Here is a 25,993-nt window from a genome sequence, read left to right as displayed (position 1 = left end):
CCCCGTCGCTTCTGGCGAAGGGCGAGGGCCGGTCCGAGCTCATGTCACTCGTGTGCCGACGCGACCTCGTCATCGTCATCGTTCGAGGGCTGCCTGGAAGGTGGGGCGGTTCGCGAGGGTGAAGGCGTATTCACGGTCGGACCAGTGCGCCCGTTCCTCGATCTGCTCCGTGGTCGCGGAGAGGGGACGGTCGCAGGTCAGCCGTGACCTCCACCATCGTGCGTTGTCGGCCTGGCGCTCAAGGACTGCGTCGAGGATCTGGTCGGGTTCCCACTGCTCGCTGCCGTACGCGTCGGTCAGTACCCGCATTTGGGCGGCCTGAGCAGCGGCCGGCCACGCGCCGGTCTTGCTAGAGATCGTCCAGGTCCAGCACTGGTATGCGACATCGGTGACGGGGTCCCCCGGGCCGGCTGTGTCGAAGTCGATGAAGGCGGTCGGCAGCCTCGGCCCGCCGCCGAACACCGTGTTGTTCGGTCCCGCATCGCCGTGAACGACGACAGCGTGTCCGCCGGCCAGGGTGCTGCCCCGGGTGGCTTCGTGGAACCGGCGCAGCAGGTGGCCCGCAGCGGCGACCTGCTGGTCCTCCCAGCGTTGGAAGCGGGCCGGCACGGTTCCCTCGATGTAGGTGAGGATGTCGCGCCCGTGCTCGTCGATGCCGAGGTGGCGCGGAGCTCCTGTGAAGCCTTGGCCCTCGAGGAGGTTGAGCAGTTGCGCGACGAACGCGGAGGCTGGCGAGCGCGGTCGGCGGACGGTGTCGCCGACGCGGACCACCCCAGCGGTCAACCGTCCGCCTACCAGCGGTTCCTCTGTCGGGTGTGTCATCGCGGTCCCCCTTGGCGGGTAGCGGTTCGTGGCTGTGCGTCCTGTGCGGGCGTTCACCGCGGTGGTGCTAGGCCGAAGGTGCTGTCTTGGCGATCTGCGTCAGGAACTCGGCGTTGCTGGACGTCTGCTTCATCTTGTCCAGCAGCAGCTCCACGGCCTGGTGGCCGTCGAGCGCGTGCAGGACGCGCCGGAGCTTCCAGGTGATGGCGAGCTCTTCGCGGCCAAGGAGGAGTTCCTCTTTGCGGGTGCCGGAGGGGTCGATGTCGACGGCGGGGAAGATCCGCTTGTCGGCGAGCTTACGGTCGAGCCGCAGTTCCATGTTGCCGGTGCCCTTGAACTCCTCGAAGATCAGGTCGTCCATGCGGGAGCCGGTGTCGACCAGCGCGGTGGCGATGATGGTCAGCGAGCCGCCGTTCTCGATGTTGCGCGCCGCGCCGAAGAACTTCTTCGGCGGGTAGAGCGCGGCTGAGTCGATGCCGCCGGAGAGGATGCGTCCGGAGGTGGGGGCGGCCAGGTTGTAGGCGCGGCCCAGGCGGGTGATGGAGTCGAGCAGCACGACCACGTCGTGGCCCAGCTCCACCAGGCGCTTGGCGCGCTCGATGGCGAGCTCGGCGACGGCGATGTGCTCCTGGGCGGGACGGTCGAAGGTCGAGGAGATGACCTCGCCCTTGACCGAGCGCTGCATGTCGGTGACCTCTTCCGGACGCTCGTCGACCAGGACGACCATCAGGTGGCACTCGGGGTTGTTGTGGGTGATCGCGTTGGCGATCGCCTGCATGATCATCGTCTTGCCGGTCTTCGGCTGGGCGACGATCAGACCGCGCTGGCCCTTCCCGATCGGGGCCACCAGGTCGATGATCCGGGTCGTGACGACGCTCGGGTCGGTCTCCAAGCGCAGCCGCTCCTGCGGGTACAGCGGCGTGAGCTTGTTGAACTCCGGGCGGTTGCGGCCGTTGTCGGGCTCGCTGCCGTTGACCGAGTCCAGGCGCAGCAGCGCGTTGAACTTCTCGCGGCGCTCGCCGTCCTTGGGCTGGCGCACCGCGCCGGTGATCACGTCGCCCTTGCGCAGGCCGTGCTGGCGGACCTGGGCCAGTGACACGTAGAGGTCTTCGGGGCCCGGGAGGTAGCCGGAGGTCCGCAGGAACGCGTGGTTCTCCTGGATGTCCAGGACGCCGGCGGCGGTGGCCAGGGCCTCGTCCGGGAGCAGGATTGCCTGCGGGGAGTCGACGGGTTCCCGGCGGTTGCGCCGGCTCCGGTCGCGGCGTGGTCGGCCACTGCCGTGCTCCCCCGACCCCGATCGGTCGGCCGTGGCCTCGGGGCGCTGGTCCCGTTGCCCGTTGCGGAGGCGTCCGTTGGTCTCCCCAAGGCGGCTTCGATCGTTGGCGTGACGGCGGTCAGCGCTGGCGGTCGTGCCGTGGCTGTCGGAACGGTCTCCGTACGGGGCCACGCTCTGTGCCGGTTCTTCGGTGGCTTCGGGGGGCGGGCCGGTGTGCTGCGGGGTGCCGCCGGCAGGGGCCTGAGTGACGGAGGAACGGGACTGGGCCGGTGTTCTTGGTCGTGCGACCCTTGCCGGGGAGGCGTCCGGCAAGAGCGGGTCCCCTCCGCTTCTGGCGATGATCGCTGCGATGAGGTCCGCCTTGCGCATTCGGCCGGTGATGCCGAGGACGGTGGCGAGTTGTTGGAGTTCGACGAGCACCATGGCGTTCAGCCCGGTGCCCGTGATGCTACGGCGCTTGGCCGTGGTGGCGGGGTCCGCCGCGGACGCGTCAGCGCCGGGACGTTCGACCGTCAGATCGGTGGTGGTGCTCATAGATTGGTCCTTTTGGAGAAGAGTGTTCGGGCACACCGGGCCCAGGGGCCGGCTGCCATTCGGGTAAGTGGCCGGCGGATCGGTGCGCTCACGCCTGCCAGGGGCTGGTCACCAGCTCCTGTCCAGCAGGAGCAGCAGTTGTCTGAGGTCGATCGACGCGGGGCTCGTCCATGTGCGCGAGCCGACCCTAAGGGATGAGGCTGCTCCGATGGTGGCCACTCGCTCGATTCGTCTCGGCAGGATGCTTGTCTCTGCCGTGCTGCTCGTCCCTCGACGCGGCCTGGCGCGGTGGGAGGCGGAAGGTGTCCTTGATCAGTGTAGCAATGCCGTGGTCGCACTGTGCTGCTGGTTCGACTCGTAGAGGGTGCCGGGTAGCGGTGCGCTGGCCGGCCCTGGCGTGGGGCCCTGTCAGATGGTGCCGCGGAGCTTGGCGAGCGCGGCGTTGAGGAGTTCTTCGCCGTCCTGCTCGGTGCGTCGCTGGCGTACGTAGCCGAGGTGGGTCTTGTAGGGGATGGGGCCCACGGCAGTGGGGGTGTCGTCGGGGTCCAGGCCGGCGGGCAGTCCGCACTTGGGGCAGTCCCACACGCGCGGGACCTCAGCCTCGGCCGCGAAGCTGGGCCGCGTCTCGTGCCCGTTGCCGCACCAGTAGGACACCGCGGTGCGGGGCGCGAGGTCACCGCGCTCGGGTTCTCCCATCGGCCCGGAACCGATTCTTGCTCCCCTGATGCCGGTGCGCCCCTGTGCCATGTTCGATCTCCTCGGCCTCGGTGTCCGCCCATGCTCCGGGTAGGCATGGGGAGCGCCAGCCTACGGGCTTCCGCGGGCGGGTAGTCCACCACGGGCGACGCCGGCGGCCTCAAGGGCGCCGGCCGAAGGGCCACCACGTACGGCGCGGGCGGGCTGCCCGCGGCGGTGCCAGTTCCTCCAGGGGGCGAGGCGGTGGGGAGATGTGCTCGGGGAACAGCCCGATGCGGCCCGGGTGTACGCAGACCGGGACGCCCTGGAGGTAGCGGTATCCGTCCTCGGCTCGGAACGGGGCCAGGGCGGAGGGGCGATCCATCGTCGTGAAGTCCGCACGTTCGAATCTCAACGACGGGCACGTCGCACAGGCCTGATGGTCCGTCTCGTCGTCGACGAAGGGCATCTCCCCACGCTAGCGGCTCCCGCCATGGTCGACGGCAGTTTCGTCCGGCGCCGACCGGTTTCCGTAATGGGCCGGTCATGGGCATGGGCCTCCGGCCGTCCCGTCCGGATCGCCCGGCCTGCCTGTCGCCTAACCCTCACGCTGCCGTCGTCACCCCGCGGAATCCGGCAAGCGGCAAGGGGGTCTGGCAAGGGACCTGGGCTCCACCTGGAAATCCACTTGATCAGAATTGGCATTTGCTGTAGTTTAATAGTTATTCGGCTGGCCCGTGCACTCCCGGCTGCCCTGCCGCCGGCACCGCCCACACGTATGCGCCGCGCCACTGCGCCACCCACCAGCGTCCCCCAATCCCCCATCAGGAGGCCCCACATGGCAGTCGCTCATAACGGTATCTTCGGCATCCGCGACGGCCGAGCCGCCTGGGTAGACACCTCGACGTCATACCGCGGGCTGAGTCTTCCGCGCCGCCTGGACCCGGACGACTGGAGCCCTGCGGCCGTCTACCGCTATCGCGCCTGGCGCCTGCGCGTCGACGCCCGCCTGGACGCGCTTCCTCCCGCGAGCCCGACGTCCGTCTCGGACGGGGCCAAGGCGAACGCGGGCTTGAGATTGCGGCACCTGGAGTCCGGAATGCGCCACGGACTTGTTCGTCATCCGGACGGGCAGCCCCCGCTCCCCGGCGGCTGCCGCTGGTGCGGCGTGGACCACTTCGGCCAGTGGTTTCTGCCCGGCCGCGGCTACCACGCCTGGGTGCAGCCCACCCAGGCCCAGATCGGTGCCCGGATGCGGGCCCGCCGGAACGCGGTCAGCGTCCCGAACTGACCGGCCCAACCATCGCTACCGGTCCAGTCCGACCACCCCATTATCGAAGGAGACCGCCACCATTCACTCCCGCAGCGCCACCGAGCACATCGCCGCCATCCGCCTGGACTACGCCGCAGACGAAGTGCCGCTGGATCACCTGTCCGATCTCGAGGTCCTCCATCTCGCCTTCGAACAGCGTGAACAGGAGCGGCGCGACACCCACGACCGGTACATGGGCCTACTCGTCGCGCAGCGCAAGCACGGCGAGCGGGTCTCCGCGGCCGAGAGGGCGACGCATCGGCGGCGGGCCGATGAGTTCGCCCGGTGGGCGGTTACCCGCTGGATCGGCACTCTGACGAAGATCCTGGGAGCCGTCGAGGTCCTGCCCGAGCGCCCCGGTCCGGACCGCGTCGCGCTGCTGAAGCAGATCGCCCGGGACACCCGCTGGGAACTGTCCCTCACCCCGCAGCGGCCCGTCGGCGCCTACGATCAGGCCAGCGAGGCCGACGCGCGGGCCGTGCGAGCGGTTCGAGCCGTTGTCGGAGTGTTGCGCACCCGCGACGGCATCGACGCCGACGACGTCGTCCGCCTGGTGGAGGCCGCCCTCAACGAGGGCGACCTGGACATCGTCGCGGTAGCCGCCACCGGCACGCTCAGGCCGGAATTCCAGCCCGCCGTACCCGAGTTCGAGGCACTGCCGGGCTGGACGGACCGGGTGACCTTCCATGCCTTCGAGCCCGAAGGAGCACTCGGCGCCCGGGTCGTCGCCTGCTCCGTGGGCTCGGACTGGCACCTCGACCTGCACAGCCCCACGGGCCGGCTCCTCGCCTACGGCGTCACGGCCGAACCGAGGGTCGCGCTGACGGCGACCGCCCTGATCGAGCGCGCCCCTGCCTGGGCCCGGGAGCCGAACGGCTACGCGTGGAAGCCCTTCGCCGCTACGGCCGCCCTCCTACCCGACTGCTGAACTACCTGGACCGCCCTGCCCCTTCCCCTAACGCCCTGATTCCCCGTCCCACCCGGCCGGAGGCCCCTTTGGAACAGCCCTACAGCAGCACCGCCCGCCCGCAGCCGACCACCGAGCCCCAAGCTCCACCTCCCCGCGCTCTGGTCGGCCTCGAACGCAAATGCCGAGCGGCCGGCTGGACTGTCGAGGTCCGCGCCACCGACGGCGAGGCCCAGCTCACCGTCAGTGGACGCGTCCGCGATCCGGAGACCAGCAGCGCGGCACAGGTCAAGGCCACATGGCGGCTGAGCAGCGGCTCCCTCCGTTGGGCAGGCGGGCAACTGCTCCGCAACGGCGTTCTCGTGCGCAGCAACCTCTCCTGGACCACCACTACGGAGCTGATCGACCGCGGAACGGCCAGCCTTCTCGATCCAGCTGCCGAGCTCCAGGGCGTCACGCGCCACGGACGCACCCGCGCTGAGTGGGAACAAGCGGTCCAACAGCACGCCCTGACCGCGAGGAGCGCCTTCGAACACGGCGTTCAGGTGCACGGCGCAATGGAGGCAGCCGCAGAAACGATCTGCGGTGTTGCCTGGGCCCGGGTCGCCGAGGCCGCGACGGGTGCCGTCCACCACCGCCTGGGCCGTCGTGCGGCAGCGGTACAGGCGATCGTCCGTACAGCCCGGCGGGAGCAGGCCGATGACTCCGGCGCTCCGCGCGCCTTCGATCTGGCAATGCGGGCGCGCGCCCTGGCCGGGGCTTGTGAGAGGGACGCCGAGCACCTTGACGAGTGCGTTCTCGCCGCCGAGGCCGAGGCCCACCTGGCCCCCTACCTCGAGCAGGTCCTCGCCGAGCAGAGCGCCCGCGAGGCCGCCTGGCGCGAGGAGCACCCCGACGGCGATGCCGAGCAGTTCGCCTCGCAGGTGCTCGGCGCCTTCCGCTACCCCGCCCAGGACTTCGCCCTGTGGTGGGATACGCACGACGGTCCGACCTCCACCTTCACGGAGGGCTGGGATCTCATGCACAAGCAGGATCCGCCGCACGGCGAGACGACGGCGTCGCTCCGCATCGGCGACCAGACGCACCGAGAGATCATCAACCTCGGGATCCTGGCAGCCGGCCACCTGCGTACGGCAGGCGGCGCGGACCAGGCGCCCAGAGCGCAGGAGCTGATGGCCCAAGCCTCCTCGGGGGCAGCGCTGTTCGAGCCCGGTGCCCGTCGCGGCATGCACAGCGCCGCAGACGCGGCGTCGCGCGTGTGGGCGCTGCTCGCCGGTCGCAGCGTGCGGACCGGGGGGCGGCATCTGCGCGCTGCGGACGACCTGGACGAGTTGGCCCCCTGGCTCGAGGTCGAGGCCACGAGCGCGTCCGCGGCCGGGGTGCGTCGACTGCTGCTCATGAGTCACGCGCTCAGCGTCCGCAGCCGCGCCCGGTACGAGCAGCCCTGAGCGAGCCGCGGCCTGGCCGTTCGCCAAGGCATCGCGGCTTCCCTTCAGGCATACGCCCAAGGCTCGCCCTGGAGATCAGCCGGCTCCAGGGCGTCGGGCCCAGCCGTGTCCGGCTCCGGCGGCGGAGCCACGCTGTCAGATGTCAGGGAGCGGAACTCGGCCGGGCCTGCCGAGTTGCCCGGAAGTAGAAACTAGTGTATATTAATACTTGTTGGCGGGGTGGGCAACGGCCGTCCCGAATGCCTCGCCAGCAGGCCCGTAGCTCAGTTGGTAGAGCGGCTCCACTTGAGGGTGTGCGGGGGTTCGAGTCCCCCCGGGCCACGAAGACCGCGTTCGCGCGGTCGCACAGCGAACCCGAATGGCTGATCACCGGACGGGTCCAAGGAGGGGTAGCTCCCCTCTGGAGTCTTGGTGTACAGCGCATTCCCCCAGCAGGGGGCGGAGCGGATGCAAGTTCCGCAGACTCACTCACCAGCCCCACCAGCCCCACCAGCGGCCCCACGGCGCTCCTGCGAGCAGCCCGGGAAAGGACCCACCATCGCTCTGAAATTCGACACCACCACCTCCAGCGGCCAGGCCGTCGCCGAACTCTTCGTGTACTGGTGCGAGCTGCGCGGGGAGGACCCGGAAGGCGAGGTCGACGGCGGGTTCATCGTGCATGCCCTTTCCCAGGCGTTCGAGGCGCTCGGTCTCGACATCGGCGGCCCGCCCTCGCAGCTCGCCGACCAGGTGTCCGACTTTCCATCGGTCACCGCCAGCAGTCCGAGCGGCAGTGAGGCTCTGTAGCAGTACGCACCGCGTCGACCCCGCTCACCCGCCGCTGCCGCGCCAGACCCCCGGCCGGTAGGCGGCGCGGTCGCACCCGTCGTGTTCACCGACTCCGCCGTCGATCGCCCCCTGGGCCCCGTTCGTGCAGTTCCGACTCGTAGCAGCCCCGTGCCTCCGCCACTGGAGCAGCCCGCCCCCGCAGCCGGCTGGAGCGGCGAACGCTGGCCACGGGCTCGCCCGGCTCGCCGCCTCGCGCCGCTGTCCCCCTTCCTCGGCGACAGTCAGCCGCACCCGAAGCCACCGCCATGTGCCCAACAGCGCTCGCTCACCTACTGGAGGCCCAGATCACAGCAACCATGACCGAGACCGCCGCGCCCCTGACGACTGATCACCTCACCGACAAGGCCACCATGGCCGACCTGCTCGACCAGATGACCGTGGAGCAGCTCCACGACCTGATGGACTGGTGCGAGACACGCGCCAACGCCTCCATCCGGGCCACCATCCTGGCAGAGCTGCCCCGGCTGCTCAGCGAAGAGGGCGCAGCCCTGTTTCGCGATGGAGCGACCGACACCGAGTCACCCGCGCTTGCGGTGGAGTTCGTCACCGACCCGAACTACGACGACGCCGTCTACTGGGCTGACACGGTGTACTTCCACCACGCCGACGGCACCGTCACGGACGTGGAGTTCAACGGCACCAAGATCGGCGACCTGCTGACGGACTACTCCGCCCTCGACTTTCCCGTCCACGGATCGCACCTCTTCATCGATCTGGTCACCGGTACCTTCAGCGACACCTATGTCCTGCCCAAGTGAAGTCCGTCGGGGCGGCCGCGCCGCGTCGGGCCGCCCCGCATCGACACTGACGGAGCGGCCCTGCATCGAGCCGATCACGGCCGGCCCGAGGCCCGTAGGGGCTCCGTCGTGTGATCATTGCAGCGGCCGGAGGGCGCCGAATCCGGCGACCTCTGTCCACAGGCTCCCGCCAGCACTGTTGCCACATGAACATTGCAGGGCTTCGCCCGCACACCACGCGCCCGGCATCCGATCAAACTCTCGGCCGCCCCGTCGATACCTCCCGGGTCCGATCCCTATCGCGGGGTGTCTCAGGACCTTCTGCCGATGCTGCACAGCGCAGGGTGCCCGTGCCCAGCACGGCGGCCTCGCCCCTTTGGTGTCCACCCATCCGAACGGACTCGGCGCTGGCCTTCGGCCGGGTTGGTGACCTGTGACGGGCCCGTGGCTTCTTCAGACCGCTGGGGCGTTGCTCTGTCTCCTCGCCCTCCTCGCCCTGTCGAACGCCCTCGTGCTCCGCGACAGGAGCCGCCTTGTCAACGCCGTGATGGCCGGTGTCATGGGGATGCTGATGTTCACGGGCCAGCTCCAGGTCCTCGCCCTGTGGTTCGCCAGGACTGTCGACAACGTCTTCACGAGTACACCGCAGCCAGCGCCAGCCCCCAAGCCGCCCGAGCAGCACAGCAGCACGCCGGGCTTGCCCTGGCACGATCTGATGTGGCCGGCAGTCACGATCGGCGGCGTCGCAGTTCTGGCGACGGTGACAGCGACCGCTTTCGGCGTCGTGCGCGGACGCTCTGAGCGTCGGGCGGCACAGGCCGAGCGCTGGCTGCTACTCACTCAGGAACACGACCGGATTCGTGAGGAGTACGGCACCTACCTGGCTGACCCGCTCGCCTACCTCGACCGGCCCACCCTCGGGGACACCAGCGTGCCCGAGACCGTGGCCTTCCTGCACGCGTTGGACGCCGCGCAGGACGCCAGGCGCAGTCGCGACGACCTGGCCGGGTACCGGATCGCCATCTCCGTGCTGAAGACTGCCTCCCGGACCGCCGATGAGACCGCGCGCCGCGTCGGACTCAACCATCTCCCCCAGAGGGAGCGGTCGGTCGTCCGGCAGGCACGCAAGATCCTTGCCCAGGCGCTCAACTCCGGGGCCACCGAGCAGGAGCGGCGCAGCGCCTACGCCAAGGCCTGCAAGATGCTCGAGGGAATCGTCGTGCTCCCGCGGGAGGCGCGGGCTGCTCTGGAGTCTGCGTCGCGGCCCGGTCTGTCTGCGGCCGCCCGCGATCAGGTGAACGTGGACAGGGCCTGATGCATCGACCGAGGCAGGGGCGGGGCGATTGCGCTCCTGGGTTGTGGGCAGCTGGCATCGGCGGCGTGGTTGCCGTCCGCCTTGGCCGGTTCGGGAGTTCATCAGGGCCAGCCTCCACTGCGGGGCGTTTGCGGGTGGGAGCACCGGGTTGCCCAGTCTCGAAGGGTATGGTCCTGACCTCGTCCCGGGGGCGGACGGCTTCCCGGCCGTATGGCGTTCCCCGCTGGTGGGTGGCTTCCGCTCAGCCCGAGCCTCTGCCACGCGTCCGTCAGGCTCTGCGCCTTTGTCCACAGGTGATCACCAGCAGCATCGATCCCACGACGGCACGCCGCGGTCGTGGGATCCACTGGGAGTGATCATGGGTAGGCACCGCAGGACCAAGGTGAACAAGTCCTGGAGCGAAGGCGACCGGTTCCGGATCAACGGCCACAGCGTGGGGTTGGCCGAAGTCCTGGCCGCCGGCGCAGAACTGGGCTCGAACGTGGAGGACAGCGGCCAGACTCGGCTGCTCAACGCTCCGGAACTGGGGTTCGGAAAGATCGCCACGGGGATCGACCGGGTCACCGGTGAGCTGACCGCCGGATACGACCCGATCCCGGTGGCCCTGTTCGAGCCGGAACGCATCATGATGATCAACGAGCCGGGGAGGAGGCCCCGCGAGATCCAGGTGGAGGCCGCGATCTCGGCTGGGCTGAACCGGATCCCCGCAGGCCCGATGGCTCTGCTGCCGAGCCCGAACTGGTCGCTGCACCGGCTGGCCGACGAGCGCCTCGAGCTGCGTTCGCCCGACGGCGGCGCGTTCTCCCGGATCCGGATCGCCCCTGACCCGTCGTGGATCTCCTCCGCGGTCAGCCACCGCCAGGTCCTGGTCTTCTACGGTCCGCGGTTGGGCGTGCGCGTCCCGCCGGGGGTGGCCTCGGGTTCCTACCCGGCCCACGCCCGTCGAGGCGAGTTCCGCAGCGCCCGCCAGGCCGGGCTGGTCGCCGGGGGCTTGGTCGCGTTCCACAACAACCGCTGACCGCGCGACCGGTTCATCGTCTCCGAAGATGGGTGTCCGGGCACGTATGGGGCGGCGGTGCTGATGTCGAAGAAACTGATGGAGGGCCCGGCAACTGCCGGGCCCTCCATTCGCGTTGCGGGGGCAGGATTCGAACCGTGCGACCTCTGGGTTATGGGCCCAGCGAGCTACCGAGCTGCTCCACCCCGCGTCGTTGACGTTAGTGGTCCGCTTCGGCGGCCGCATCCGATTATCCGCGCGCCCCTCGCCGGTCTGCCCGTGCCGCGCCCGGATCGGGGGAACGGTCTCCCGAGGCCCCGGCTCGCCCACCGCCGGGCCGTCCGGTGGTGGGCGAGCGGGGCGTGCGCGGGAAGCTCACCGCGATGCTGCTTTGCGGGGCGTCGACAGGCTCAGGGAGAACCGCGCCGCGGGGTCGGCCCACACGCAGTCCAACGCCAGTCCGGCTTCCTGCAGTTCGGTGCGCAGGCCGTCCAGGGTGACCTTCGCGCTGGTCTCTGTGATCCAGTCCTCGGCGGCGTCGAAGTGCACTCGCAGGTCCAGCGCGGGGATGGTGACGGTCTGCTTCACGCGGCTGCGCAGCCGCATCTCGATCCACTGGTCGGCGGGTGACCAGACGGCGTGGTGCTTGAACGAGGCGGGGTCGAAGTCGGCGCCGAGTTCGTGGTTGAGGATGTCGAGCAGGTGCATGTCGAATGCCGCGGTCACACCGCGGGGGTCGTCGTAGGCGGCGACGAGTTCGTCCTCGCCCTTGACCAGGTCCATGCCGAGCAGCAGCGCGTCCTCGGGGTTCATCGCGGCGCGCAGCCGGCGCAGGAAGATGGCCCGCTCGGGGGGCCGGTGGTTGCCCAGGGTTGAGCCGAGGAACGCGAACAGGCGCCCTGGCCGGTTCGGGCGGTGGTCGGGCAGGTCAAGGGCGGTGTCGAAGTTGGTGCGGACGGCGTGGACCGCGAGGTGGGGGTACTCGCGGGCGATGGCGTCGCTGGCCTGGTGGAGGGCGGATTCGCTCACGTCGACGGGGACGTAGTAGTCGAGGTCGAGCGCGTCCAGGAGGAGCCGGGTCTTTTTCGAGGACCCGGAGCCCAGCTCCACCAGGGTGCGGGCGTTGGTGCGGCGGGCGATGTCGGCGGCGTGGTGCGCGAGGATCTGGTGTTCGGTGCGGGTGGGGTAGTACTCGGGCAGACGGGTGATCTCCTCGTAGAGGTCGCTGCCGACGGCGTCGTAGAACCAGACCGGCTTGGTGGTCTTGGGGGTGGACGTCAGGCCTCGGCGGATGTCCTGGCGCAGGGAGGTGCTGTAGAAGCTGTCGGGCAGCAGGTTGGTGTAGGTGTAGGGCCGGGTGATGGTCATGGAGTCCTCCGCGGGTTCGGGTGGCCGGTGGGTCGGTGCAGCCACAGGGCGGCCGCTGCCAGTGCGGTTGTGGCGTAGAGGGCGGGCCACCAGGTCGCCGGCCAGTGGCCGGCGAGGACCAGGCCCAGGGCCTCGCCCAGGCCCAGGGCGGCCAGGACCCAGCCGGAGGCTTCGGCCTGGCCGTCCGGGACGCGTTCGCGGCGCAGGTCCGAGCCGCTGGTGAGCGTGGGTGCCAGGGCGGCCCCGGGGAGTACTGCCGCCAGCGCGGCGGTGAGGGTGGTGGGGCACAGCACGACGGGGATCCAGGTCAGGGCCATGAGCGTGGTGGTCGCGAGGAACCGGGTGGCGGGGGTTCCGGGCCAGGCGCGGGCGCCGAACAGGAGGCCGCCGACCAGGGACCCGGCGGCGTAGCAGGAGGCGAGGATCCCTGCGCCCGAGGGGTGGTGGTCCCTGGTGGCGATGAGCAGGCCGGCCATGGCGACGGTGCCGAGCGCTGCGCCGAGGGCGGCATGGACGCCCATGATCCATCGCAGGTCGGTGGAGCGGAGGTGTCCCAGGGGGTCGCGGTGCCGGGGGTTGCGGGTGCGGGTGCCGGCGACGGTGGTCGCGAGGAAGAGCACCAGGGTGCCGGCCGCGCCGAGGACCGCCGCCAGCAGGTAGCCGGTTCCCGCTCCGGTGCCGTAGACGGTGGCGGCGGCCAGGAGCGGGGCGGTGGCGTACAGCAGTTCGGAGGTCGAGGTGTCCAGTGCGTGGGCGCACTGCAGTGCGGTGGTGGGCACGAGGTCGGGCCAGCGGGCGCGCAGGCACGCCTGGGCAGGCGGGGCCAGGAGCCCGGACAGGGCGATCAGGACGACGGTGGCCGGCAGGGGCGTGCCGGGCAGTGCGAGCAGGAGGTAGACCAGTGTGGTCGCGGTGGTGGCAGCGGTCAGGACGGGGCGGTGCCCGTAGCGGTCGGCGGCGCGGGCCAGCAGGGGCTGGACGACGGAGGCCATCAGGGCCTGGAGAGCGGACAGTGCGCCGGCGGTGGCCAGGCCGGCGCCGCTGTGGTGCTCGGCGAGGAGCACCAGGGTGGGGGCCATGGCGGAGGGGAGGCGGGCCAGGAGGGTGCCAGCGAGCAGGACGGGGACGTGCGGGGCGCGCAGGACCGCGGTGTAGGGGGTTCGGGTGGGCGTGGGTGCGGTTGGGGAGCGGGTGGTCACGGTGGCCATGGGCGTCTCCGGCGGGCGGTCAGCGGCGGTCGCCGCGGTGGCGGGTCGGGTGGACGCGGTGGATGGCCCGGTGGATGGTGTGGGGTTCGCCTTGGTAGTGGTGGCCGCGCAGGCCCAGGCGGGTCGCGGCGTCGACGTTGTCGTGGCGGTCGTCGACGAAGGTGACGTCGGCGGGCTGGTGCAGGGTGTCCAGGGTCGTCAGGGCGTGGTGGTAGGCGGGGTGTTCGGGCTTGTTGGCGCCGATGTCGCACGAGAACAGGAGGTGTTCGAACAGGCCGGACCAGGGGGCAGCCTCGATCGCGCGGGCGACGTTGGTGGGGGCGTTGCTGAGCATCGCCAGGCGCACCCCGCGGGAGACGGCGTCGGCGAGCAGTCCCAGGACGTGGGGGTCGGTGCGCAGCCACATGGCGGTGTCCAGGGCGGTGGCCGTGGCGACGGCGTGCGGCGGGGTTTTGAGGGTGGCCCAGAACTCGGCGGTGGTGACGGTGCCGCGGTCGTAGGCGTCGCGTGCCTTCCAGAACGCGTCCTGGAAGGAGGTGAGGGTCCCGGTCCAGTGGGCGGCGGTGGCCAGGTCCTGCCAGTCGGCCGGCAGTGGTTGGTGGCCCAGGACGCCGTTGTAGTCGAGCAGGGCCCAGGGGGCGGCGGTGTTGGTGTTGGTGGTGGTGGTGTTCATGCGGGCGTCTCCGTGGTCTTGCGGGGGCGGACGGCGGTGGCGGCGACGGCGACGCCCAGGGCCAGGACGGCGGGCAGCGCCAGGGCGGCGGTGAGGTTGGTGGCGGTGGCGATCGCGCCGATGGCGGCGGGTCCGGCGACCATGCCGACGTAGCCGGTGGTGCTGATGGCGGCGATGTCCCGCCCGGCGCGGTGGGGGCGGGCGGTGGAGGCGGCGGTGACGGCGGCGGGCACGACGCCGGCAAGGCCGGCGCCGAACAGGGTCCAGCCGATCAGGGCGGCTGCGGGGTGCGGGATCAGCAGGCCGACGCCTAGGCTGGCGGCGGCCAGCAGACCGCCGGCTCGAACGTGCGCCACGGGTCCGATCCGGGTGCTGATCTTGTCGCCGGTCAGTCGGCAGATGGCCATCGCGCCGCTGTAGAGCGCGTAGGCGGTGGCGGACAGGGCGGTGCTGGCGTGCAGGACGGTGTGCAGGTGGATGGCGCTCCAGTCGCCGGCGGCTCCTTCGCCCAGCAGGGAGCACAGGGCGAGGAACCCGAGCGCGATGATCACCGCCCGCGGGCGGGCGGTACCGCGGCCGGTCGCGAGCGCCGGTGGGGCGCAGGGCAGCGGGTCCAGCGCGGGTGCCAGGACCAGCAGTGCGGCCAGCACGGCGGCGGTGCCCAGGAACATCCGTCCGGAGGGGATGCCGGCGGCCGCGGACAGGGAGGCTGCGCCAGCTCCCAGGAGCGCTCCGATGCTGTAAGTGGCGTGGATGGACTGCAGGATGGGGCGTCCGTAGGCGACTTGGGTGCGGGCGGCGGCGACGTTCATGGCGACGTCGAGGAGCCCGTGGGCTGCGCCGAAGGCCGTGCACGCCGCGATGAACGCGGTCACGGTGGTGGGCAGGCCGAGCAGGGCCAGGGTGGCGGCCAGGGTCAGGGCGGCGGGCAGCACGAGGCGGTGCGGGCCGATGCGGTCCACGAGGCGTCCGCCGATGTGCAGGCCGACCAGCATCCCGGCGGCGGCGCCGAGCAGGCCAAGGCTCAGGGCTCCGGGGCCGGCGTGCAGGCGGGCCTGCACGCTGGGCAGCCGTGTGCCCCAGACGGCCATGACGGCTCCGGCGATGACGAAGTAGATGCTGATGGTGATGCGTTGCCGGCGCGGCGGCTCCGGGTGGTTGGCCTGGGGGCGGCGCTGGACGGTGGTGGACACGGGGAAGCCTCTCCGGGCGTGGGCGGGGTCGGTGGTCATCGGCGCAGGGCGGGACGCGCGGCGCGTGCCGGCGCAGTGGGCGGAGGCTGCTCGGTGCGGTGGCCTCGCAGCAGGAGCAGGGGCAGCGGCGCCAGCAGGAACGCGGTGGCGGCAATGGTCATCGGCGCGCCCAGGGAAGCGGCGGCCAGGGGGCCGGCGACCGTCCCGGCCAGCGCGCCGCCGACGATGACCTGGTCCAGCGCACCGAGGGCGGCGCCGCGGCGGGTGCGCGGGGTTAGGCCCTGCAGGCTGACGGTCGCGGCGGCCTCCGCCATGACGGCCCCCGCCCCGGCGGTTGTCAGCAGGAGTGCGCGGACCGGGGTGCAGGTGATCTGGCTGGCGGCCAGGAGGGCGGTGGCGGTAGCGGTCAGGTAGTACGGCAGGTGCCGGGTGCGAGTGGCGGGTGCGGCGAGCAGAGCAGCGGCGGCGCCGGTGCCCAGGGCCGCGACGAGCAGCCCGTACTGTGTGGGGTCGCCGCCGAGCAGGACCAGCAGCGCGGACGTCGCGTCGACGGCCACGTTCACGGCCACCGCGGCCGCGACGGGGCCCGGCGCGGTGGCGAGCAGGGCGCGCATGGTGGTGCGGGGTCCGAGATCGGGCTGCGGGTCGGCGGGCGGCAGGTCCACGGTGGTGATGAGTGCGGCTGACACGGTGGCGATGACGGCGGCCGCGAGCGGAATGGTCCAGGTCGGTGCGCTAGCCAGCAGCAGTCCGCCCAGTGCCGGGCCGACGACCCATGCCGCCGTCTCGACGCCGGTGAGCTGCGTCATCGCGCGCTGCCGGTCCGTCCGGCCGGCCAGGGTGAACACCGCCGCGCCAGCGGCGGCGTAGGCGGGGGTGGCCGCGACCGCGGTGGCGCAGGCCAGCGCCACCATCAGCGCGATGGGGCCGTGCGCTGCGGCCAGGAGCGTCAGGAGCACGGCAAGCACCGCGCGCACGAGAGAGCTGGTGACAAGCAGGCGCCGGCGATCGGTGCGGTCCACGAGCCGTCCGGCCGCACCGCTCAGGACGACAAAGGGCAGCATGCGGGCCGCGCTGGCCAGGGCCAGCGCGGCGGTGGAGTGGGTAGCCGTGTAGAGGGTGCCGGCGATCAGCGGCACGGTGATCGTGGTCGCGGTGGCCGACAGGGCGTGGGCGAGCACGATCCGGCTGACCGGTGTGCCGCGGGCCGTCACAGGACCACCACCGGCGCCGGGGTCCAGCCGTTGAAGTTCTGTGCCGCGTAGGAGAAGGAGTAGGCGCCGCAGTCGTGGATGATCAGCCTGTCGCCGGCCTTCAGGTCGAGCGGGGCGGTGTAGGGGGTCTTGGCCTTGAGCTGGTCGACGGAGTCGCAGGTGGGGCCCTGCAGGAGGATGTCGGCGGTGGGGGCGTCGGGGTGGTGGTCGGGTGCGGTGATGCGGTATTCGACGCTGCCGTCCATGCCCTCGATGAGGCCCAGGCCGAAGACGAGGCCGTCAACGAAGACGTGGCGGGCCCCGTCGGTGCGCTCCAGGACGGCTTTGACGCTCACGACGCTCGCGCCTGCGGCGGCGACCAGGGAGCGGCCGGGTTCGGCGACCAGGCGCGGACGGGTCGGGAAGTGGCGGTCCACGGCCCTGGTGATGGCGGCGGCGAAGTCGGCCAGCGGCGGGGCCGGGTGCCGGTAGCCGGGGCCGGCCAGGCCTCCGCCCAGGTCCAGGAGCTCCAGGTCGATGCCGTCGTCGGCCAGCGTGGACCAGACGGCGGCGGCCTCGCCCAGGGGCCTGTCCCAGGCGTTGGTGTCGCGCTGGAGACTTCCCACATGCCAGGCCAAGCCGGCCGGTCGCAGTCCTGCCCGGGCGGCGCTCCGGGCGAGGTGGACGGCCTGGTCCGTGCTGGTACCGAAGCGCTGGGACAGCGGCCAGTCGGCCCCGGCGCCCTGGACGGCCAGGCGGAACACCACCCGGGAGCCGGGGGCGGCGACGGCGATGCGCTGCAGGTCGTCATCGTGGTCGACGACCCAGGTGCGGATCCCTCGGTCGGCGGCTGCGTGGACTTCCTCCCGGCTGCGGACCGGGTTTCCGTAGCTGAGCTGGCCGGCGGGGACGCCAGCCGCCAGGACCTGGTCGATTTCGGGGACGGAGGCGACGTCGAAGCCGCAGCCTTCGGCGTGCAGGGCCCTGACCAGGGGCGTCAGCGGGGCCGCCTTGAGCGCGAACCAGGTTTCGTCCAGCGGAAGTTGACGGACGAGGTCACGGTAGGCGCTGACGGCGATGGCGACGTCGAAGGCTGTGTAGGGGGTGGGGCGGGCTATGAACTCTCCGGCCGGGGTGGGGGCGTGGAGGAAGTCGTGCAGGGCGGTGGGTGTGGGGGGCACTGGCAGTTCCTCGGACTCGGTCGCCGGCGGGAGAGGGCTGGTCAGTTGGTGTGGCTGCGCAGCTTGTTGATCTGCTCGCTGAGCAGGGAGGAGTTGGTGGGCGGCAGCTGCTCCGCGCTCTTGACGGCGTCGGACAGTTCGACGGCGGTGATCACGCTGCTGCCGACGCGCACGACGGTGACCGTGGCGTAGAAGGTCTTGCTGCCGTTGGTCATGGACGAGTACCAGGCGACCGACTGGTCGCCCAGGCTGCTGGAGATGGGGGTGATGACCTCGTGGATCTCGCCCTCGGTGTCGGGCTGCGTGTAGGTGGAGCAGGTGGCTGCCGCGTGGGTGAGGGCGTTCATGAAGGCCAGGGCGGTCGCGCCGGGGTATGCGGCCAGGTGCAGGGTGTGGGTCGAGGTCACGGTCGCGTCGGCCTCGAGGACGGAGCGTTCCAGGGACGCGGTGGCGGTGTACTCGGGTGCGCCGCCCTGCCACACGTCGGTGAGGGGCTGGCAGTTGGACGGCTGGGCGCGGACCGTGCCGGTGGCGATCAGGGCGTTGTCCGCATCGACGGGGCTGACGCCCATCCGCAGGGCCGCGACGTCGTCGGAGGTCACGGCGGCCGCGTCGAGTTGGGCCTGGGTGGCGGCGGGCAGCGAGGTGACCGGGCGCTGGGCGGGCTGGGACGACGCGGTGTGGGTGCCTGTTGCGGGGTGGTCGCTGTGGGACGCGGGGGTGGACTGGCAGGCGGCTGCGCCCAGGGCGAGGGCGCCGATGGTTGTGGCGGTCAGCAGGGTGCGGGTCAGACGCGGCATGGGAGGTGGTGTCCTTCGGGTGAGGTGGGTGGGTTGGCGGTTCCGGGGCTGGTGGTCAGCGCCGGCGGAGCCGTTGCCACAGGCGGGCCAGGAGGGTCGGTCCCTGGACCTGGCGGACGAGGCGTGCGTGCTCGGCGGCGCGCAGCTTGTCGTCGATCAGGGCGTGGGCGACGGCTTCGTTGAGGTGCTGCACGGCTACGGGGTCGCTTTCATGAGGGTTGGCTGGCTGGTCGTGGGGCCGCGGTGCCGTCGGCTCGGGGTGCTGCCAGCGGCACCGCGGGGTGGCTGGCCGCTGGACCGGAGGTCTTCCGGGTGCGGCGCTTGCCGGGCCGACCGAGGGCTTGTGGCGCGGGGCCGTTCCCCCTCCGGCCGGGTTCGGATGGGCAGGAGGGGAAGGCAAGTGGCCGGGGGACGGCAGCAAAGGGGCTGCGGTCACCGTTCGGCGGGGTTCGGCGGGTGCGCGTCGGTCAGTAGGGCTTGGTGCATGCCTGGCCGACGAAGATGCCCCACTCGTACTCCGAGACGCAGGCCTTGACGCGCAGGCCGGGACCGTCCCAGTACATGGTGTTGTAGCTCGGGAACCGGACCTCGTCCCAGTGGCTGGCCTCGTTGATCGTTCCGTAGGGCGAGATCCGGGTCCAGGACTTGCCGTAGTTGCTGCTGCGGTAGACGGAGCCCACGCAGCTGGTCCAGGCGTAGGCCTTGCCGGCGCTGCCCGGGGGCCAGCCGGCGAAGGTGGCCTGGACGTAGTCCTGGTGGGGGTTGTACACGTCGAGGAACGCGCCGCAGGCGTCGCCGGTGGAGGCGGTGCTGTACCAGTTCTGGTTCGCGGCGTGGGCCTGGCCGCCGCTGAGGAGGGCGAGTCCGGCGGCGAGTGCGCTGGTGCTGGCGACTGCCGCGAGGCGCTTCGTGAGGTGGCGCATGGGTGGGCTCCTTAGAGCGTCTGGACGGCAGCCGTCGGCGACCGCGGTGGGGCCGCGCGGCCGCAGGAAGCGGCTCTGTTCGGGTGATGGGTCGGGCGGCGCCGCCCGCCCTGGGTCGGGCGGCGCCGGAGCGATTCCGCGGGCCGGGGGTTCACGGCTGCGGTGGCTCGTGCGACCAGGTCAGACGTTGATGCTCGTGTAGCAGGGCGAGTGGTAGGCCAGGTAGCCGGTGTAGACCCAGCCGACGGTCCCCTTGGCGAGGCCGTAGCTGGACTTCTGGAGGAGGCGGACCTTGGTCCACGAGTTGTTGGAGTTCTCGTTCACCCAGTCGACGATGTTGTGGGTGCCGAGCTGCCCGATGGCGGTGTAGCCGGTGCCGGGGCCGGTGCGGACCTTGACGACGGTGGTGGACCAGTACTCGTTGCAGTCGACGTAGGAGGTGGCGGCGGTCACGTGGGCGGCCGTGGCGACGGCGGGCGTGGCCGCCTGGGCGGAGCCGGGGGTGACGAGCGCCAGCAGCGCGGTGCCGCCGACGGCTGCGCTCGCCAGGGTGCGGCGGAGGGTGGTGTTCATGTGTTGTCCTCTCAAAGACTTGGTCGCGGGCTGGGGATGTCGCTGGGGCGGCGGTGCGCGCTCCCGCGCGCGGGTGTTGTCGATGGCCGGCGGCTAGTGGATGCAGCTGGCGATGGCCCAGCCGGTGATCTTCTTGTGGTCGCTGGCGCGTGTGACGGCTCCGTACAGCCAGGTGAAGGCGGTGGCGCCCTTGGGCAGCAGGCCCTTGGTGACCGCGTCGGGGTCGCCCTTGTAGCCGACGCCGAGTGCGGTTGCGGCGGTGGTGGGGCTGGTGCGGATGTTGACGGCGGAGCAGATCACGTTCAGGTGGGCGACGGTGGTCGCGGAGGCCGGTGCCGCGGCCGCGACGCCCAGGGGGATGGCCAACGCGCACGCTGCGGCGGTGGCGGTGATTCGTCGGTTCATGCGAGGTTCCCTTCAGGTGTTGATGCGCGAGGGCGGCAGGTCAGAGGTCGGTTGCTTCGGTGCGGCGGTGCTCGGGGCGCATCGCCTGGGCAGCGAAGGCTGCGGCGCAGGTGGCCGCGATGGCGGCGCTGCTGCCCCAGAGCCAGTTCGGGCCGTGCGCGAGGGCGGCGGCCCCGAGCAGGGGTGCGAGGACTGCGGATCCGCCGAAGGCGATGCCCCAGATGCCGAGGTAGCGGCCGCGTGCCTGGTCGGGGGCCAGGGAGGCGACGTAGGTGGACGCGCCGACGCAGAAGGTGATCTCCCCGATGGTCCAGAGCACTGCGGCGGCCGCGAAGCCGAGCGCGGTGTGGGTCAGTGCGTTGGCGCCCATGCCCGCGCCGATGGCCAGGGAGCCGATCGCGCAGGACTTCAGGGGGTTGAGGCGGTCCATGACCGGCTGGAGCGGGGGTTGCAGGGCTAGCACGGCGATGGCGTTGGTGACGTTGACGGCCCCGTAGACGGCGGGTGACAGGCCGTTGGCTCGGATGGTCAGCGGCAGGCCGTACATCATCTGCTGGTAGACGGTCAGGGTGATCAGGGACAGGACGGTGACCGTCAGCAGGCGTCGGTCGCCGAGGACGTCGCGGTGGCGGATCGGGTCGGCGGTGGGCCGGTTGGGGCTTGTGCCGCCGGGGAGGAGCGTGACGACAAGTGCGAATCCGACGCAGGTCAGGGCATCTACCATGCACAGCGCGGTGAGATGGGAGCTCGCCAGGTAGCCGCCCAGGACGCCTGATAGGGCTCCGCCGGCGTTGAGCATCCAGTACTGCAGTCCGTAGCCGCGGGAGCGGTCCGCCTCGGGGACGAGGTCGGCGATCCAGGCGGTGATCGCTGTGCGGGAGCCGTCGAAGACCAGCCCGATCGCGGCGGCCAGTGCCAGGAGTTGGGGGACGGTAGTGGCCTGCGTCAGGAGTGTGTACGCGGCAGCGGTCAGGCCCAGGGACGCGACGATGGTGGTCTTGCGTCCCAGGCGGTCGGCTGCGGTGCCGGCCAGCGGTTGGCCCAGGATCCAGCCGGTTCCGAAGGCGGCGAGGACCTGGCCTGCTTCGGTGGTGGACAGGTGGAGCTGGGTGACCAGGTAGAGGGTGAGGTAGGGGACCAGGACGGCGCCGATGCGGCTGACGCCGAAGCCGATGACCAGTGCCCAGTAGGTGGCCGGGTAGCGCGGCGGGCGCGGCGCGGGGGCCGGGCTCTGCCGGGTGGTGGCTTCTACGGACACGGTTGTCTCCAGGGGAGGGCGGGGACGGCGGGCTTGGTCACGCGGTGGGCTGGAGGCCGTCCGGTGAGCTGACGCGGATGTCCAGGGCGGTCCGCAGGTCGGCGACCTCGCGGTCCAGCTCGCGCAGGTCGGTCGGGACGTAGAGCACACGGCCGGCGAGGGTGAGGGTTCCGACGCTGGGGGGGACCGGTTGGCCGACGGTCAGCCGGATATCGGCGTCCAGGACCCCGGGGTGCTGCTCGGTGGTGGCCTTGTCGGCAAGGTGGGTGACGGTGCCAGGGGGTGCGGTGACCATGACGGCGGTCAGCGCGGGGTACAGCGGTGCGGGGTTCAGCGTCGGGATCTCGTCGACGGCGAGTTGGGCCAGGGTGGCTGCCAGGTCGAAGCCGTACATGGTGGAGGCGAGTTCGGTGATGCTGCCGCCTCCGGGGCGGGCCGCCGCCTCACCGATGAGGAGGCGGCCGGAGCGCTCGCGGAGGAATTCGGCGTGCACCACCCCGGTCTGCTCGCCCAGGGCGGCAGCGGCAAGGCCCGCGAGTTCGAGGACGGCGCCGGCTTCCGGGTGCTGCGGCGACAGGACGGTGTCGTAGGAGGCGTCGCCGACGGTCTGCAGGAGTGGTGCGTCGTATCGGCCCGGGACGGCCAGCAGGACGGTGCCGCGGTGCAGGTAGAGGTCGCAGAAGTACTCGCCGACCAGGTCGAGGAACTGCTCTACGAGGAATCCGTCCTGGGCCTGGTGCAGGGAGTCCAGGGCGTGACCGGCGGTGAAGCGGCCGGTGACGTCGGGGACGCGTGCGTCGAAGGCCCCGTCGGCGACCAGTTCGCGCAGGTGGTCCTCGTCGCGCACGACGAAGGTGTTGACGGCGGCCAGTCCACCGCGGGGCTTGACCAGGACGGGCCAGCCGAGTTCCCGGGCGGCGCCGGGCACCTCGTCGGCCCGCCGTACGACGCGGTGCCCGGCAACCGGTAGGCCAGCGGCGGCCAGCGTTGCCTTCATCGTCGCCTTGTCGGTGTAGGCGCGAGCGGCCCGGACGTCCAGGCCCGGCAGGTTTCGCAGTTCCCGCAGGTGGGCTGCCGCGACGATGGCCTGCTCGTCGATGGTGGCGACCGCGTCGGCCTTCGGCAGGGTCGGTTCCATCGCACTCAGGGCGTCCAGGTCGTCCCAGTGCTCGATCGTGAGACGGGTGGCACCCAGGTGCCCGGGGGCGGGCTTGGTTCCTGCGGGCTGGATCAGGGTGACGGTGTGGCCGGCAGCCATCAGCGCGCTCTCCAGGAGCGGGTTCCCGGTGGACAGGACGAGGACGTGCATGGGGTGAGCCTCCGGGCGTGGAGCAGGGGGTTCGGGTGGGGGTCAGGCGGCCGTCGGGGCGGCTACCGCGGAGCGACCGTGATGTGCCAGGCGCGGAGGGCGGCGACGGCGTTCCGCTCGGCCAGCTCGGCGGTGGCGCCGCGGGCGTAGACGTGAGTGCCCAATGCCACGCTGCCGAGAGCGCCTCCTGCCAGCTGGCCAAGGGTCAGGTCACTGGTGGCGGCGATCACTCCGGGCAGCGTCAGGATGTCCTCGGCCGGGGTCATGGCGGTGATTCGGCCGCGAGGGGTGACGGCGGCGGCCCAGGCGATGGTGCCGGGGCTGGAGGCGAGGGTGACGGAGGGTCGTTGTCCGGTGGCCAGGTCGGCAGCCACGGCCGGGACGTCGATCCCGTGCTGCAGTTCCAGGAGACGGGGTACTTGGGAGCCGCCGGGGCGCAGCCCGATCTCGCCGATGAGCAGGCTGTCGTCGCGTGCTCGCAGCACCTCGACGTGCGCGAAGCCCGTTTCCAGGTCCAGTGCGTCGGCCGCGGCCCGGGCCAGGGCGATCAGCTCGTCGTGTTCGGTCCCGGGTGGCAGGAGTACGGCGCCGAAGGTGTCCGTCCCCAGCAGGGGGGCGGGATAGCGGCCCGGGATCGCGTAGACCTCTTCGCCCCGCCAGCGCAGGACTTCCACGTGGTATTCGGCGCTGGCATCAATGAATTCCTCCACGAGCAGGCCACCGGGGATGGCGTCCATCGCCAGGTGCATGCCCGAGGCCTGGAGGCCGTTCGGGATGTTCAGGCCGTTGAATGCGCCGGTAGAGAGGAGCTTGCCCAGCTCGGCGTGGCTGGAGATGACGCTGGTTCCCAGGGTGCCGAAGCCGCGGCGGGGCTTGATGACCAGGGGCCATCCGAGGTCTCTGGCGGCGGGTGCGGCGTCGGCGACGGCAGCGATGCGCTGGTGGCGGGCGATGGGCAGTCCAGCGCGGTTCAGCGCGTCCTTCATGACGGCCTTGTCGGTCGCACGCAGGGCCTGTATCCGTGACTGGCCGTCGACGTGGAGCATGCTGCGCAGCAGGGCTGCGGCTCGCAGGCATTGCTCGTCGGTGGTGTCCACCGACGCGACTGACTGGGCGCGCAGGTCCCCCGCGATGCGGGCAAGCTGCCCTGAGTCGTCCCACGACTTCACGCTGCGTACCTGGTAGCGGGCGCCGGCTTGGGTGGTGCGCTGTTCCAGGATGGCGGTCGGCACGATGGCCAGCACGTTCTGGCCGCGGTCGACGAGGGCGTCTTCCAGGGAACTGCGGTACGTCGAGAGAACGATGTGCATCAGGTGGACTCCGTGCGTCTGGGGCGGGTTGCCTGCAGCGCGGGAGGTGGCGCTCGGCGAGTACGCCGATTCGGGGGCTCCGGCGCATTCACCGGCGGCACCGATTTCGGACTGGCGCTCACTTGTCCCCGTGCTCGTCCGGTTCAGGGATTCGGAGGAGTCGTCGGTGCGGCCCGCGCCGTTGTTCAAGTGGTACTGGGTGTGCGGTCGCATGGCCCTCCTGTCCGAATTCGCTGCCGAAGGAAGTCGGGAATGGACGCTGTTTCGCCTCGGGGGCCCCGACTTGTGCAGTGGTAGAAAACGTACGGGGGCTGCCCTGTGGATAACTTCTGAGGATTTCCCAGCATCGGTAGCTACTCGGATGTGTGCGACCGAGAGTTATAGATGGCGGAGGAGAGTTCTAGTTGGCGACCACGGGGCAGCAGCGGACTCATCGCCTCCTGACCTGCACCGACGTGCTCCGGGTCAGCTGCAGCGGTAACGTGAGCCGCCAACTATCGTTCTCGGGATCCGCCAACTGGCTTCCTCAGCGGTCTTCTGACCTGCACCTCGCGATACGCGCTCCGCCAACTACGGTCCTCGGTCCCAATGTGGCTGCCGGTTGTAGTTGGCGGATGCGGGTCCAGGTGGCAGACCTTGAGGAATCGGGGACCGATACCTGACTCACCTGCGGCAATGCGATCTCGCCCGGTGGCAGCGGAGGTGCGGTCCGCCAACTGGCTTCCGCTATGCGTTCCTGACCTGCACCGAGGGCACACCAACTACAGCCGCCAGTCCCCGTGTTCACGAACTTTTCTGCGTTCCATCGGCGGGCAGGGCACGTACGTCGGGCGGCCGAGTAGGGCTGTCCCGCATCTTGGATCCGCGAAGGAATGCTTGCGGCCCTAGACTGCGACGTCTACGGTCGAATGCTTGGCTGTGCGCGGACGTCGGTCGCATCGGGGTGCAGAGGGCGCCGCTCTCCCCGGGCTGGGGCTACTACTTCGGGGACACCAGCAGGTATCGGTCGCCGCCGCGGCCGATATAGAGCAGCGCATCCCATCCTGCTCGGGTCAACACGTTGGCGCAGCGCTGGAGTTGCGCAGGGGCGTCTTGGCGGGCGACGGACTGGTTGATTCCGCGCCATTCGACTCGGGCGGTATCGGATCGGTCGCCTTCCAGGACCCGGTAGCCGGTGCGGCTGCGCTGCCCGGGGCGCGCGAGGGCTGTGGTGGCCGAGGGCGGGGCTCCGCCGGCCTCCAGTGCAAGTGCGACGAACCAGGGGACGCGGACGCGTTCGATGGGGGCGATCCCGTGGGTTCCGGCAAGGCGGCGGATCTCGAGGAGTCCCTGCCAGGCGGTGGCGACCTCGCGGGCTCGGCGCGGATCAGCAGCGGCGAGGTCGAGGGGTTCGTCGCCGAATGCTGGCACGAAGGAGGTCGGCGCTGTGAGCTGGGATGCCTCCACCGGGCTGGCGGTGGAACGGTCAGGTGTCGTCGCCGGCTCGGGGTGTTGCTGGTCTCGCAGACGGCGGCCAGCCTCGGTCAGGTAGTGCCGTTGGGTTCGGCCGTACGGTTGCGCGAGTCCGTTGGCGGTGAGGGCGGCCAGTACCGGCAGGGTCGCGGTGACTTCGCCGGTCTGCGCGTTGGAGGTGCGCAGGGCCGCATGTGCGGCGCGGTTGAGTGCTGGCGCCCGCCGGTCAGCCATCTGCTTCCTCCTCAGGGCCGACTCGGCGAGACGGGCCTTCGCCGCCTCGGATTGAACATACT

At 71.3% G+C, this 25,993-nt stretch carries 26 protein-coding genes and 2 tRNA genes; 8 read left to right on the top strand and 20 right to left on the bottom strand.

Annotated features, from left to right (window positions below):
- Positions 1-75: 75 nt before the first annotated feature.
- The 4 genes from ABH941_RS29375 to ABH941_RS29360 form a co-directional block, all read right to left on the bottom strand.
- On the bottom strand, positions 76-822 hold the full coding sequence (locus tag ABH941_RS29375; RefSeq protein WP_370132591.1) for an aminoglycoside phosphotransferase family protein: 747 nt from the start codon (positions 820-822) through the stop codon (positions 76-78).
- Positions 823-889: 67 nt separating this feature from the next.
- Positions 890-2,632, bottom strand: a complete 1,743-nt coding sequence (rho, locus tag ABH941_RS29370; protein ID WP_370132590.1) for a transcription termination factor Rho — start codon at positions 2,630-2,632, stop codon at positions 890-892.
- Between the two features lie 408 nt (positions 2,633-3,040).
- A complete protein-coding gene (locus ABH941_RS29365) occupies positions 3,041-3,379 on the bottom strand; it encodes an RNA polymerase-binding protein RbpA (RefSeq protein ID WP_370132589.1) in 339 nt (112 codons plus the stop codon).
- Positions 3,380-3,488: 109 nt separating this feature from the next.
- On the bottom strand, positions 3,489-3,776 hold the full coding sequence (locus ABH941_RS29360) for a hypothetical protein (protein ID WP_370132588.1): 288 nt from the start codon (positions 3,774-3,776) through the stop codon (positions 3,489-3,491).
- Positions 3,777-4,145: 369 nt separating this feature from the next.
- Here ABH941_RS29360 and ABH941_RS29355 point away from each other — a divergent pair, with 369 nt between their 5' ends.
- The 8 genes from ABH941_RS29355 to ABH941_RS29320 all read left to right on the top strand — a co-directional run bounded on the left by ABH941_RS29355 (position 4,146) and on the right by ABH941_RS29320 (position 10,872).
- The gene (locus ABH941_RS29355) at positions 4,146-4,598 is read left to right on the top strand and encodes a hypothetical protein (protein WP_370132587.1); all 453 of its coding nucleotides are present in this window, start codon (positions 4,146-4,148) and stop codon (positions 4,596-4,598) included.
- Positions 4,599-4,722: 124 nt separating this feature from the next.
- Positions 4,723-5,547: a hypothetical protein gene (locus ABH941_RS29350; RefSeq protein WP_370132586.1), complete on the top strand. Its 825-nt coding sequence runs from the start codon at positions 4,723-4,725 to the stop codon at positions 5,545-5,547.
- Between the two features lie 68 nt (positions 5,548-5,615).
- The gene (locus tag ABH941_RS29345) at positions 5,616-6,974 is read left to right on the top strand and encodes a hypothetical protein (protein WP_370132585.1); all 1,359 of its coding nucleotides are present in this window, start codon (positions 5,616-5,618) and stop codon (positions 6,972-6,974) included.
- A 252-nt stretch (positions 6,975-7,226) separates the two neighbouring features.
- Positions 7,227-7,296: transfer RNA gene (locus ABH941_RS29340), tRNA-Gln, on the top strand.
- Positions 7,297-7,385: 89 nt separating this feature from the next.
- Positions 7,386-7,760 (top strand): hypothetical protein, encoded by a 375-nt coding sequence (locus ABH941_RS29335; protein WP_370132584.1) that lies wholly within the window; start codon positions 7,386-7,388, stop codon positions 7,758-7,760.
- Positions 7,761-8,098: 338 nt separating this feature from the next.
- Positions 8,099-8,560, top strand: coding sequence for a hypothetical protein (locus ABH941_RS29330; RefSeq protein ID WP_370132583.1), 462 nt, complete (start codon positions 8,099-8,101; stop codon positions 8,558-8,560).
- A gap of 448 nt (positions 8,561-9,008) precedes the next feature.
- Positions 9,009-9,854: a hypothetical protein gene (locus ABH941_RS29325; RefSeq protein WP_370132582.1), complete on the top strand. Its 846-nt coding sequence runs from the start codon at positions 9,009-9,011 to the stop codon at positions 9,852-9,854.
- 358 nt (positions 9,855-10,212) lie between these two features.
- On the top strand, positions 10,213-10,872 hold the full coding sequence (locus ABH941_RS29320) for a hypothetical protein (protein ID WP_370132581.1): 660 nt from the start codon (positions 10,213-10,215) through the stop codon (positions 10,870-10,872).
- A gap of 115 nt (positions 10,873-10,987) precedes the next feature.
- On the opposite strand, the gene ABH941_RS29315 is transcribed toward ABH941_RS29320, so the two are convergent.
- From ABH941_RS29315 to ABH941_RS29240, 16 genes are all read right to left on the bottom strand, one after another.
- Positions 10,988-11,062, bottom strand: a tRNA-Met gene (locus ABH941_RS29315).
- A gap of 164 nt (positions 11,063-11,226) precedes the next feature.
- Positions 11,227-12,219: an L-histidine N(alpha)-methyltransferase gene (egtD, locus tag ABH941_RS29310; protein ID WP_370132580.1), complete on the bottom strand. Its 993-nt coding sequence runs from the start codon at positions 12,217-12,219 to the stop codon at positions 11,227-11,229.
- Positions 12,216-13,427, bottom strand: a complete 1,212-nt coding sequence (locus ABH941_RS29305; protein WP_370132579.1) for an MFS transporter — start codon at positions 13,425-13,427, stop codon at positions 12,216-12,218. The genes egtD and ABH941_RS29305 overlap by 4 nt, the downstream gene beginning before the upstream one ends.
- Positions 13,428-13,446: 19 nt before the next feature.
- Positions 13,447-14,100, bottom strand: a complete 654-nt coding sequence (locus ABH941_RS29300) for an HAD-IA family hydrolase (RefSeq protein WP_370132578.1) — start codon at positions 14,098-14,100, stop codon at positions 13,447-13,449.
- Positions 14,097-15,332, bottom strand: coding sequence for an MFS transporter (locus tag ABH941_RS29295; protein ID WP_370132577.1), 1,236 nt, complete (start codon positions 15,330-15,332; stop codon positions 14,097-14,099). The genes ABH941_RS29300 and ABH941_RS29295 overlap by 4 nt, the downstream gene beginning before the upstream one ends.
- Positions 15,329-16,507 (bottom strand): MFS transporter, encoded by a 1,179-nt coding sequence (locus ABH941_RS29290; protein WP_370132576.1) that lies wholly within the window; start codon positions 16,505-16,507, stop codon positions 15,329-15,331. The genes ABH941_RS29295 and ABH941_RS29290 overlap by 4 nt, the downstream gene beginning before the upstream one ends.
- A complete protein-coding gene (locus tag ABH941_RS29285; RefSeq protein ID WP_370132575.1) occupies positions 16,504-17,667 on the bottom strand; it encodes a hypothetical protein in 1,164 nt (387 codons plus the stop codon). The genes ABH941_RS29290 and ABH941_RS29285 overlap by 4 nt, the downstream gene beginning before the upstream one ends.
- A gap of 41 nt (positions 17,668-17,708) precedes the next feature.
- Positions 17,709-18,467, bottom strand: a complete 759-nt coding sequence (locus tag ABH941_RS29280; protein ID WP_370132574.1) for a hypothetical protein — start codon at positions 18,465-18,467, stop codon at positions 17,709-17,711.
- 55 nt (positions 18,468-18,522) lie between these two features.
- Positions 18,523-18,660: a hypothetical protein gene (locus ABH941_RS29275; RefSeq protein ID WP_370132573.1), complete on the bottom strand. Its 138-nt coding sequence runs from the start codon at positions 18,658-18,660 to the stop codon at positions 18,523-18,525.
- A 274-nt stretch (positions 18,661-18,934) separates the two neighbouring features.
- Complete coding sequence (locus ABH941_RS29270) at positions 18,935-19,390, bottom strand: hypothetical protein (RefSeq protein ID WP_370132572.1); 456 nt, start codon at positions 19,388-19,390, stop codon at positions 18,935-18,937.
- 180 nt (positions 19,391-19,570) lie between these two features.
- Positions 19,571-19,963: an SH3 domain-containing protein gene (locus ABH941_RS29265; RefSeq protein WP_370132571.1), complete on the bottom strand. Its 393-nt coding sequence runs from the start codon at positions 19,961-19,963 to the stop codon at positions 19,571-19,573.
- A 93-nt stretch (positions 19,964-20,056) separates the two neighbouring features.
- Complete coding sequence (locus ABH941_RS29260) at positions 20,057-20,368, bottom strand: hypothetical protein (RefSeq protein ID WP_370132570.1); 312 nt, start codon at positions 20,366-20,368, stop codon at positions 20,057-20,059.
- Positions 20,369-20,408: 40 nt separating this feature from the next.
- Entirely contained in the window at positions 20,409-21,626 is a 1,218-nt protein-coding gene (locus ABH941_RS29255) for an MFS transporter (RefSeq protein ID WP_370132569.1), read from the bottom strand.
- Between the two features lie 37 nt (positions 21,627-21,663).
- Complete coding sequence (locus ABH941_RS29250; RefSeq protein WP_370132568.1) at positions 21,664-22,935, bottom strand: acetyl-CoA carboxylase biotin carboxylase subunit family protein; 1,272 nt, start codon at positions 22,933-22,935, stop codon at positions 21,664-21,666.
- A gap of 62 nt (positions 22,936-22,997) precedes the next feature.
- The gene (locus ABH941_RS29245; protein WP_370132567.1) at positions 22,998-24,245 is read right to left on the bottom strand and encodes a hypothetical protein; all 1,248 of its coding nucleotides are present in this window, start codon (positions 24,243-24,245) and stop codon (positions 22,998-23,000) included.
- Between the two features lie 978 nt (positions 24,246-25,223).
- Positions 25,224-25,931: a hypothetical protein gene (locus ABH941_RS29240; RefSeq protein ID WP_370132566.1), complete on the bottom strand. Its 708-nt coding sequence runs from the start codon at positions 25,929-25,931 to the stop codon at positions 25,224-25,226.
- Positions 25,932-25,993 lie beyond the last annotated feature (62 nt).

The sequence above is a fragment of the Streptacidiphilus sp. EB103A genome (assembly GCF_041261405.1).
Classification (GTDB): Bacteria; Actinomycetota; Actinomycetes; order Streptomycetales; family Streptomycetaceae; genus Streptacidiphilus.
This window is presented reverse-complemented; position numbering and strand designations above follow the sequence as displayed.

What these genes read in the sequence shown, in the direction of transcription:
- ABH941_RS29375 (WP_370132591.1), bottom strand. Translation starts at nt 822, where the DNA reads ATGACACACCCGACAGAGGAACCGCTGGTAGGCGGACGGTTGACCGCT.
- rho (WP_370132590.1), bottom strand. Translation starts at nt 2,632, where the DNA reads ATGAGCACCACCACCGATCTGACGGTCGAACGTCCCGGCGCTGACGCG.
- ABH941_RS29365 (WP_370132589.1), bottom strand. Translation starts at nt 3,379, where the DNA reads ATGGCACAGGGGCGCACCGGCATCAGGGGAGCAAGAATCGGTTCCGGG.
- ABH941_RS29360 (WP_370132588.1), bottom strand. Translation starts at nt 3,776, where the DNA reads ATGCCCTTCGTCGACGACGAGACGGACCATCAGGCCTGTGCGACGTGC.
- ABH941_RS29355 (WP_370132587.1), top strand. Translation starts at nt 4,146, where the DNA reads ATGGCAGTCGCTCATAACGGTATCTTCGGCATCCGCGACGGCCGAGCC.
- ABH941_RS29330 (WP_370132583.1), top strand. Translation starts at nt 8,099, where the DNA reads ATGACCGAGACCGCCGCGCCCCTGACGACTGATCACCTCACCGACAAG.
- ABH941_RS29320 (WP_370132581.1), top strand. Translation starts at nt 10,213, where the DNA reads ATGGGTAGGCACCGCAGGACCAAGGTGAACAAGTCCTGGAGCGAAGGC.
- egtD (WP_370132580.1), bottom strand. Translation starts at nt 12,219, where the DNA reads ATGACCATCACCCGGCCCTACACCTACACCAACCTGCTGCCCGACAGC.
- ABH941_RS29305 (WP_370132579.1), bottom strand. Translation starts at nt 13,427, where the DNA reads ATGGCCACCGTGACCACCCGCTCCCCAACCGCACCCACGCCCACCCGA.
- ABH941_RS29300 (WP_370132578.1), bottom strand. Translation starts at nt 14,100, where the DNA reads ATGAACACCACCACCACCAACACCAACACCGCCGCCCCCTGGGCCCTG.
- ABH941_RS29295 (WP_370132577.1), bottom strand. Translation starts at nt 15,332, where the DNA reads ATGACCACCGACCCCGCCCACGCCCGGAGAGGCTTCCCCGTGTCCACC.
- ABH941_RS29280 (WP_370132574.1), bottom strand. Translation starts at nt 18,467, where the DNA reads ATGCCGCGTCTGACCCGCACCCTGCTGACCGCCACAACCATCGGCGCC.
- ABH941_RS29270 (WP_370132572.1), bottom strand. Translation starts at nt 19,390, where the DNA reads ATGCGCCACCTCACGAAGCGCCTCGCGGCAGTCGCCAGCACCAGCGCA.
- ABH941_RS29265 (WP_370132571.1), bottom strand. Translation starts at nt 19,963, where the DNA reads ATGAACACCACCCTCCGCCGCACCCTGGCGAGCGCAGCCGTCGGCGGC.
- ABH941_RS29260 (WP_370132570.1), bottom strand. Translation starts at nt 20,368, where the DNA reads ATGAACCGACGAATCACCGCCACCGCCGCAGCGTGCGCGTTGGCCATC.
- ABH941_RS29250 (WP_370132568.1), bottom strand. Translation starts at nt 22,935, where the DNA reads ATGCACGTCCTCGTCCTGTCCACCGGGAACCCGCTCCTGGAGAGCGCG.
- ABH941_RS29245 (WP_370132567.1), bottom strand. Translation starts at nt 24,245, where the DNA reads ATGCACATCGTTCTCTCGACGTACCGCAGTTCCCTGGAAGACGCCCTC.
- ABH941_RS29240 (WP_370132566.1), bottom strand. Translation starts at nt 25,931, where the DNA reads ATGGCTGACCGGCGGGCGCCAGCACTCAACCGCGCCGCACATGCGGCC.